Below are 8976 nucleotides of genomic sequence, written 5' to 3' on the forward strand. Positions count from 1 at the left end.
GGCAGCATTACCTGGATCAAAGATCCTTGCCCAACATATGACATTGTTATAACCCAGATGACCATGACCTCAGCCCCTCACACAACCCAGTCATGCTTCACAATATATCCCCACTTCACAAACCAAGCAAGTGCTTGGTTTGTAAAATAAGCATTATCATGCGTGATTAGCTTTGGCGGTACGCACCACAGCGTCTATATCTACTTCATCAATTTGATGAGGTGGAATAAACTGTTGGGCATAATCCAGCCATAAACGACTTTGGACAAAATAGATAAACAGTGTACGGTCAAGATGATTTTCCTGACACATTTTTGCCATGATCATCAGCGACTCAGAAATGGTTTTGGCAGATTTGTAAGGACGATCCGCGGCAGTGAGCGCCTCAAAAACATCGGCCAATGCCAGAACACGCTCCTCAACAGACATTTGTGCCGCTTGTAAGCGTCTTGGATAACCCTGTCCATCCATACGTTCATGATGGTTAGTGGCAAGGTCGGGAATACGCTGCAAATGCTTGGGCCAAGGTAATTTGGTCAGCATAATCAGGGTCTGGACGATATGATTGTTAATCGCAAAACGATCTTCGTTGGTTAGTGTCCCTCGGCGAATACTGAGATTATAAATTTCCCCAGTATTTCTTTGGTAATGTGGAAGTTGCATATCAAAACCATGCATGTTTAATGGATCATCCCGCTCTACATGGGGTTTATAATTTTCATCCCATGCAACGATATGCTCAGGTTTATCTGCCAATAGTCGCTCCTGTACGGGGAGTGATGGCGCAGGATTATGATAAAGTGACTGTTCCAGTAGCGATAGCCCAAGACGGTTATCAAAATGACGTAACCATGTTCGCTGCCCGATCTGTTCTAAACGTAAAATCGTCTCATCACTTAAAAACTCCCCTCCAATATTGCATTTGGCAATAAAGGCAAAATCATCCTGTAGTTGCGCATACTGTGCATCACGCTGGGCTTCCGCACATGCCTGTTCTGTTCCTGTCAGTTGTGCCTTTAGACACGCTATCTCGGCATCCCGATATAACACTTCAAAACGGGTACGGATTTCATGGATACGGTTGTACAAGGTTTCCAGTTTGGTGGCTTTGTCAATAATATGTTCAGGCGTGGTAATCTTACCACAGTCATGTAGCCATGCTGCCAGACGGAAAGCCTCACGATCATCCGCATTGCAATGGAAATCAGCATATTGCCCTTGTGTTTCTGCTGACAAGTGATCCACAATCATCATTGCCAGTTTGGGCACACGACGACAATGGCCTCCTGTATGGGCACTTTTAGTATCAATCGCATCGGCAAGAACCAGAATGAAAGCCTCCAGAAGCGCTTTCTGTGATTCAATCAATTGCCTTGTTTCAATTGGAATTGCCAACATTCCAGTTAACCGTTCACTAAAAATCAGGAAGTTTTGTGACGTATGTTCATGATCACCTTTATGCTCTAAAATCACATAACCCAAAATGTGTCCATCACGCCCGCGTATGGCAAAGGCCTGACACAGGGCATGGCGGTTAGGCTGCTGATTCTCAATGTTACCCAATTGTGCCGCAATGGCATCCACCTGATCTTGTCGTCCATAGGCGGCATTTTTTTGCCAACTGTTATCTTTTGACTGGTAAAGATACACTGCGCCACTATCACAACGAACGGCCTCTACAAACAACCGAAGCACTTTATTCAGCATGGTATCAATCTGTGGTTCAGCTTGCAGTACCTGACTGATTTTTAACAATGCTTCCATGGTACGGCTCACATCATCCGTAACATCCGTCAATTGATAGGCTTCATACAACAAACTGAACTCAGGGCTAGGACGACTAAAATCAAAATGTGACATCTGCCGAACACGACGAATATGCTGTTCAATAATCTGGCCAATACGATGACCAAGCCATGCTCCCAAAGCAAGAAGCAGCATCCCCAAAACAATCGCAATCCCAATCATCTGGCGACGATAAACAGGCAAATCCTTGAGTAACTCTTGACTTGGAATGGCAACCAATAGCTGTAGCCCCAGTTCACGATATTGGGCAAGTTCAATCTTTCGTCCCAACCATTGTTGATCATCAGCCTGATAGGTCATTACCTGAGTTTGTGATGGTAACTGCCACAACTGTAATAAAGCGGTGTTTTCTAGATGTTGCAGTGTAGGGGCTGGTGTGGTGGATGTGACTTGATCAATAGCCGACCCCGTATTAACCCCAATCACTTCGCCCTGAGTATCCACCAATGCAATTTGACTATGGGGGGTAATACTCAATTGTTGCAGTGCATCCTTAATTCCATTCAAGGGTAAATCCATCGCAACAATCGCATGGGAATTACTGCTGCGCATGGAAAGTGTTACACCCATCAAAGGTGTATCTGCATAAATATAGGGTTTTGAAATGGCAACATCTGTGGTGGCAAGCGCATTGTTATACCAGGGACGTTGCCGAGGATCATACACATAGTCTGGATCTATACGTTGCTCAATCAGGTTGAGCTGCTGATCATAGAATAAAAGTTGGTGTGTACGCTTTTCTCCTACCTGTCCCAACAATGTGCGAACCACGTATTTTGCCTGTTCTGGTGCGCGATAGCTCTGACGTAATGTCGCCTTGGTTAATGGACTCACCAGAAAATAATCACCATTATCATAGCCAATATACACAGCCGTTAATAATGGATTGGCATACAAATTGGTAGTAAAGGCCTCTAGGCGTTGCAACCGCTGGGGCAATGTGCTGGCTTCAACCACAGGATCAAAGGCCAGAACGCGCAGCAATGCTTCAGCAGGATCAATAATTTGTTGTACTTTTTGTTCCGTGATTTGACTGGTCATTTCCGCCTTGCTAGTTGCGGCATCCAGAAGCAAAGTCTTTGCTTCAAACCAGTTAACTGTTGTAAAAGTGACGGATGTCAATGTGATGGCAATGATCATCATCATGGTCATCACCATGCGAATACGCCATTTATGTTGGAGCCGCTGCATTATGCTTTGCATATCTTTGTTCCATGTGTTGTATGTTGCACACGACAAAAGGCCAATATTTTTTTAAATATTCTGGGTATTTGTATAACATTCTATTTTGGTAGGTCATCACAAACATCATAAGTCAATACCCTGAACATGACAATCCAGAGGGAAAAAATTGCGATGAATTGAACAAATTAAATAATTGATATCAAATAAATATTGATGTTTTTATAAAGATTTTAAAACTATTGTTATAGGTAAAATATTTCGTTTTATTATCGGGATAATGCAAAACCACACTTTAGCCACTTGATGTATACCAATCTTTCAGCATTTTTAATTTTATCTTTCTAAATCCTCCCTACCACGATGCTTAAGCCGCATCTCAGGGAGGATTTAGACATAGGTAAAATATAAATTAACTTTAGATCACCCTTTCTGCTTCTTCGGCAAGATATCCATCAATTTACAGATAATTCCGAGCATGATTTCATCTGCACCACCACCAATGGAACCTAAACGTCCATCACGATACAACTGTGATGCAGGGTTCTCCCACATAAAGCCGTTGCCGCCCCAATATTGTAGGCAGCTATCCGCCACTTCTCGAGTTAAGCGCCCTGCTTTGAGCTTTGCCATCGAAGCCATCATGGTGACATTTTCACCAGCAATGTGTTGTTCACAAGCTTGATAAGTAAGTGCTTTTAGTGCTTCAACTTCAGTCATCAATTCAGCAAAACGGAAATGCACATATTGATTATTGATGAGTGGCTGACCAAATGTCGTTCGTTCTTTCGTATAATCAATGGTTTGTTGAATCACATTTTCCAAACCACCCACAGCATTCGCACATGCCCACATACGTTCTTCCTGAAACTGCATCATCTGCATCATGAAGCCCATACCCTCAGCACCCACCAGATTGCGCTGTGGTACACGAACGTTATCGAAATAAACTTGAGCCGTTGTGGTGGAGCGCATTCCTAGCTTATTCAGTGGTTCTGAGAAACTAATGCCTGCAGTCTTCGCAGGAACAATAATCATTGATTTATTAACATGCGGTTTGTCGTCAGAAGTATTGGCAAGTAAGCAGAAGAAGTCCGCTTGCAGTGAATTAGTAATCCACATTTTGCTGCCATTAATCACATAATCATCACCATCTTTTTTTGCGGTGGTTTTAACCGCTGCAACATCTGAACCAGCATGCACTTCTGAAACTGCAATTGATGCCACATATTCACCACGAATGGCAGGATTCAGAAACTCCTCTCTCAGTTCCTTGCTACCAAAACGGGCAAGGGCTGGTGTTGCCATATCGGTTTGCACACCAATCGCTAGAGGCACACCACCACATGCCGCACGCCCTAATTCTTCTGCCACCACAAGGTTATAAGAATAATCCAGACCTAAGCCGCCATTTTCTTCAGGTTTACAAATACCTAGTAAGCCCAAGTCTGCCATTTTTTTAAATACATCGTGAATTGGGAAACGCCCTGCCTCTTCCCATTCTGGAATAAATGGATTGAGTTCATTTTCTACAAACTGACGTGCGGTACGGCGTAATGCTTCATGCTCTGCGGTAAATTTCATTATTTTTTTCCTTAAAAATTGTTTTTCCCCTCTCCCTCAGGGAGAAGGCTAGGATGCGGGTATTAAAAATTAAAATCTAGACACACCAAAACGCGTTGGATTTAACTCGCGTTGCTGTGCTTCATAAATGGTCTGTAGCAAGAAGATCAATACTTTACGTGTATCTCTAGGATCGATAATGCCGTCATCATGTAACATCGCTGTATTAAATAAAGCGGTCGATTGCTGTTGCAATTTCATCGACGTACTTTGTTCTAGAAAATCCAACATTTGTGGATTCGGCTCCATACCTGAAGCTTTTTGCTTCCCTTCAGCCACGATACGCAACACTTTTCCAGCTTGAGCTGAACCCATCACCGCCACATGTGAATTTGGCCAAGCAAAAATAAAGTTTGGCGATAAACTACGTCCACACATGGCATAGTTACCTGCTCCATAAGAACCAGCAACAATGATCGAAATTTTGGGTACAGTCGCGTTGGCAACCGCTTGGATCAGCTTAGAACCATGTTTAATAATGCCGTTTTGTTCAGCATCCGTTCCGACCATAAAACCCGTGGTGTTATGCAAGAATAAAAGTGGTCGTTGGGTTTGTTCACAAAGATGAATAAACTGTGCGGCTTTCACTGCACCTTGTGGTGTGATGGGGCCATTATTGGTGATAATTCCAATATGTACCCCACCCATTTTTGCCCAGCCGCAAACAGTAAGTGCATCATATTCTTGTTTAAATTCTAAAAAGTCTGAATCATCAATAATCCGCGCCACGATTTCTTTCATATCTAAAGGTTGCTTCGGATCTTGCGGAATAATGCCTAACAATTCCTCGGCTGAGTAACGAGGTTCTTTATAATCCTGATCGAGACTTTTGGTTTGTTCTTTCCAGTTCAAATGCTCAAAAATTTCACGAGCAATACGAATGCCATCAGCATCATTTTCAGCTAAATATTCAGCTACACCTGACAATTGGGTATGCATTTCAGCACCACCGAGTTCCTCAGCCGTTGCCACTTCACCTGTTGCTGCTAACAATAATGGAGGACCAGCCAATAACATTTCCGTTTGCTTACGCACGGCAATCACATAGTCAGATAAACCTGGTTGATATGCACCACCTGCGGTGGCATTACCATGTACCACCGATATTTGTGGAATCCCTGCCGCAGACATTCGTGCCTGATTGGCAAAAGTCATACCGCCATAAGTAAATACTTCGGCTGCATAATTTAAATTTGCGCCGCCACTTTCGGTCAATGTCACAATTGGTAATTTTTGTTCAAGCGCAATCTTTTGCAAGCGTAAGGTTTTTTGTACACCCATTGGTGACATGGTGCCGCCTTTGATTGCGCTATTACTGGCAGTGACCAAAGCACGAACGCCACTGACAAAACCAATTCCTGCAATAATACCCCCACCCGCTTCAGAGCCATCTTTATCATCATGCATGTTGTAGCCAACGAGACCGCATAACTCCACAAAAGGTGAATCAGCATCGAGAAGTAAACGTACACGTTCGTGTGGAAGAATTTTGCCTTTCTTATCAAACTTCGGTTTTGCTGCATAAGACTTATCAATACCTTTTTGCTGTACGGCACGCACTTCTGCAATTTGGTTTAATAGAGCATCTCTATTTTGTTGATATTGTTCACTACCGACTGCAATTTCAGATTGAAGAATCGTCATGGTTTAATCCTTGTTTGCATCTTGCACTTGGGCAGATTGTTGCTCTGCTTTTTCAATCTGATCTTTGAGTACATCAGGAATAAATGCACGATGGAAGCCATTAAAAGACTGGCTATTGGTTGCATCTGCTAACGGATACATCCGTGTTCCTTGTGAAGCTGCACCATCAACTCTTAAGGTCACACCTGAAACAAATGCAGCAGCATCAGAGAGTAAATAACAAATCGCTGAAGAAATTTCCGACTCAGTACCCATTCGTTTTAAGGGCACATTACCTGCTAAACTTGGAATAATAAATTTGGCAAAGTCACCACTGTAGTTATCCATACCAGAAGAAATAATCCAACCTGGCGCGACACAATTAATCCGAACGCCTGAACGTCCCCATTCAACTGAAGCGGTTTTGGTTAGGTTATCCACACCTGAACGTGCTGCACCAGAATGTCCCATTCCTGGCATACCGCCCCACATATCAGCAGCCATATTGACAATGCTACCACCGTGTTTTGCCATCCATTGGTTATAGGCTTCACGCATCAGGTAAAAAGTTGAATGCAGGTTATTACGTACTACAGCATCAAAGCCATTGGCAGAAATACTTTCAAGTGCAGATGGAAATTGCCCACCTGCGTTATTAACAAGACCATCTAGCTTGCCAAATTTTTCAATGACTTCCGCAATCATGTTTTTGACTTGTTCTTCATCACGGTTATCACAGACGATGAAATGGACTTTGCCACCATCTTCTAAAATTTCTTGGCTGACTTTTTCTAACTTTTCAATTTTGCGCCCTGTGATCACCACCTGAGCGCCCAAAGAAGCCAATTCGTGTGCGGTACAACGGCCAATACCAGAACCTCCGCCTGTCACGACAATCACTTTGTCAGCAAATGCATCTGCTCTGAAAATTGATTGGTAAGCCATTTTGATAAGATCCATTCATGTATTATTTTTGAATGCCTATACACTACCAAGCAAGTGCTTGGTTTGTAAAGTGCATATTGTGACTTCGAGTAGAAGTCATAGTATTTTAAGTAATTGATTATTTTTGATGCTAAGATATTGTTCAATCTAAGATTTTTAAATTTAAAAAACTCACAATGAATACAAGTTATTATCAAAGTTCAATAGATTCTTTTTTAAACGAAAATAAAAATACAATTTTTGGACAACTGGCACGCCACCATCAACATGATTTAGAAGATTTGCAGAAAAATGCTTGGCTAGAACAAATTGAATTTCTACAACAAGCGCTTAAAGATGTTTGTGGACATTTATATTTCGAGTTTTCTATCCCCAGAATGGGCAAACGAGTAGATAACATTTTAATTATTAATAATTTGATCTGTGTAATTGAGTTCAAAGTAGGCGACAGAAATTATTCAAACTATGCTCAAAATCAAACAATCGACTATTGCCTCGACTTACAGAATTTTCATGAAGGGAGCCATAATAAAACGATTGTCCCCATTCTTATTGCTACAAATGCTCCAAGTAAACCCTCTAATATCAATGATTCATTGAAACTGACCACTTGCATTTTATGTAATAAAGAAAATTTCAAAGAGATATTGCTTCAAATTTTAGACCAAGCAAAAACTACAGAAAGCTTAGATATTCATAATTGGGAAAATAGCGTTTATAAGCCGACACCAACGATTATTGAGGCTGCTCAAGCCTTATATAAAGGTCATAGTGTTAAAGAAATTTCAAGGAGTGATGCTGGTACAATTAACCTATCAAATACCTCTCATTTAATAAATACAATTATCGAAGACTCTAAAACCCAACATAAAAAATCAATCTGCTTTTTGACAGGTGTTCCCGGGGCCGGGAAAACTCTTGCGGGTCTAAATATCGCGAATGAGCGACTTAAAGCAGATGAGTCAGAACATTCAGTATTTTTATCTGGCAATGGTCCGTTAGTAGATGTATTGGGAGAAGCTTTAACCAGAGACTCAGTAGAATCTGCTAAAAAAAGTGGCCAGAGAGTTTCACGTACAGAGGCTGAACGAAAAGCCAAGGCTTTTATTCAAAATATTCATCATTTTAGAGATGATAATTTAAGAACACCTCATGCGCCGATTGAAAAAGTTGTTGTTTTCGATGAAGCACAAAGAGCTTGGCAAAAAGAACAAGTCTCCAAGTTCATGCAACAGAAAAAAGGAATTCCAAACTTTGATATGTCTGAACCAGAATATCTAATCAGTGTAATGGATCGACATGATGACTGGTGTGCAATTATATGTTTAATCGGAGGCGGACAAGAAATCAATACAGGTGAAGCAGGTGTTTCAGAATGGATTCAGTCGCTAAAAACAAAATACTCATCTTGGGATATTTATTATTCAGATAAAATTTTGGCTGAACCAAATACCTATCTAAATGATCCAGATTTATCAAATTGGTTACAGCAACATGGACATCAAAGAACTGATCTTCATTTAGCCACCTCTGTCCGCTCATTTCGAAGTGAAAAAGTTGCGTCATTAATCCAATCTATTTTAGAAAATGAAAATGATCAAGCCGCTCAAATTTACCAAGACATCAAACATAATTATCCAATTAAAATCACGAGAGACTTAGCCAAGGCAAAAGCCTGGTTAAAACATCAAGCTAGAGGTACTGAGCGAGTTGGACTGATGTGTGCTGAATTAGCAGGAGACTTTCACTTGGGAGATTCTAGGCAGCTAACCGATAAAAGTCTTCTGCCATTTGATT

The 8976-nt window shown here is 41.4% G+C and carries 5 protein-coding genes; 1 reads left to right on the forward strand and 4 read right to left on the reverse strand.

All coding sequences use genetic code 11. From position 1 onward, the window contains the following. Positions 1 to 156: 156 nt before the first annotated feature. From M5121_RS11495 to M5121_RS11510, 4 genes are all read right to left on the reverse strand, one after another. On the reverse strand, positions 157 to 2997 hold the full coding sequence (locus tag M5121_RS11495; protein WP_249571258.1) for an HD domain-containing phosphohydrolase: 2841 nt from the start codon (positions 2995 to 2997) through the stop codon (positions 157 to 159). Between the two features lie 414 nt (positions 2998 to 3411). Then, positions 3412 to 4572, reverse strand: a complete 1161-nt coding sequence (locus M5121_RS11500) for an acyl-CoA dehydrogenase family protein (protein WP_249571259.1) — start codon at positions 4570 to 4572, stop codon at positions 3412 to 3414. A 69-nt stretch (positions 4573 to 4641) separates the two neighbouring features. After that, complete coding sequence (locus M5121_RS11505; protein ID WP_249571260.1) at positions 4642 to 6255, reverse strand: acyl-CoA carboxylase subunit beta; 1614 nt, start codon at positions 6253 to 6255, stop codon at positions 4642 to 4644. 3 nt (positions 6256 to 6258) lie between these two features. After that, complete coding sequence (locus M5121_RS11510) at positions 6259 to 7179, reverse strand: SDR family oxidoreductase (protein WP_249571261.1); 921 nt, start codon at positions 7177 to 7179, stop codon at positions 6259 to 6261. Positions 7180 to 7355: 176 nt separating this feature from the next. On the opposite strand from M5121_RS11510, the gene M5121_RS11515 reads away from it, so the two are divergent. Next, on the forward strand, positions 7356 to 8976 hold a 1621-nt coding region (locus M5121_RS11515), incomplete at its 3' end, for a DNA/RNA helicase domain-containing protein (RefSeq protein WP_249571262.1).

It is taken from the genome of Acinetobacter sp. ANC5681 (assembly GCF_023488045.1).
Taxonomy (GTDB): Bacteria; Pseudomonadota; Gammaproteobacteria; order Pseudomonadales; family Moraxellaceae; genus Acinetobacter.